1 protein-coding gene is annotated in these 1,009 nt (G+C 51.4%); it reads right to left on the reverse strand.

Annotated elements, in window-relative coordinates; all coding sequences use genetic code 11:
- Positions 1–813: O-antigen ligase family protein (locus ACI2J2_RS24595; protein ID WP_404761057.1), on the reverse strand; the 813-nt coding region annotated here is incomplete at its 3' end.
- Positions 814–1,009 lie beyond the last annotated feature (196 nt).

Here is a 1,009-nt window from a genome sequence, read left to right on the forward strand (position 1 = left end):
ATATCCCCATCCCAGCAACGGTTTGTCTGCTATCATGGACAACGTATCCCGCAGCATGGTCCAGCGGGCCTGATTGCTCTGTTCATGGCTGATGGACACGATGGTTTCACCACCAAACCACAATCCCCCCAACCCCACTAATACCCCAGTCAGTATCGCGGCACAGGCCAGCGCACTGCCTGTGGGATATACCCGGCCAAACCGTCCGATAAATAGCAGCAATACCATAATGCCACCGAGCCAGCCGGCACGGGATTGCCCCCAGACCAGCAGCGCCGACAAGACCACCAATGTAAAGGCGAGCCCTGTCAGGCGTAATCGCTCATATTTGGCTCGTGTCAGGGAAAAAGCAGGTAGCAGAAACAGCATCAATGCCAGCGCCAGCCCGGTGGCAATAAAACTGGCCAGGACATTAGGCTGGAAGAAGGTGCCATATATCCGTTTACCGTATAAAGGCGCCCATGCGGTGGCGGGGATAAAAAGTTGCTGCAGCGCGACAAATGCTTGAATGACAACCAACAACAGAAGGATATTTATTGTCCATGGTAATGTGCGTCGCTCGAAACGCAACTGCAGACAGGAAAACAAATACAGAAGTCCGATACCGAGACCGACAATGCGATGCGTTGCCTCTGAGAGCCAGAAACCGGGGGAGTAAATCACTGGAAGGGCAAGTAAAACTTCGCCTGCTGCCATGGCATAAAAGGCTGGCGTGGTGGTGATAGTTTTTGCTTGCGCCAAAAATATGACCCAAAACAAGAACAGCGACAGGAATACAATGCCGGTCACAAAAATATTAAAGGTGGTAGGCAACTGCGTTCTCCTCTGTTAGCCGGTGTTTGTTGACGTCATTTTTGCGTAAGCGGATACCAGCGTAAGGTGCTATTTACTTTTGGGCTACAAACAGTGGCCTGGTCATTCTTGACCATATCCAAAAGCAGGAGCCGGGCTTTGTAGATACTGATGTCATGGGCATCGGCAAGTTGTCGTGTAGAAGGCCATTCCTGAC

This window comes from Serratia sp. NPDC087055, assembly GCF_044900985.1.
Classification (GTDB): domain Bacteria; phylum Pseudomonadota; class Gammaproteobacteria; order Enterobacterales; family Enterobacteriaceae; genus Serratia.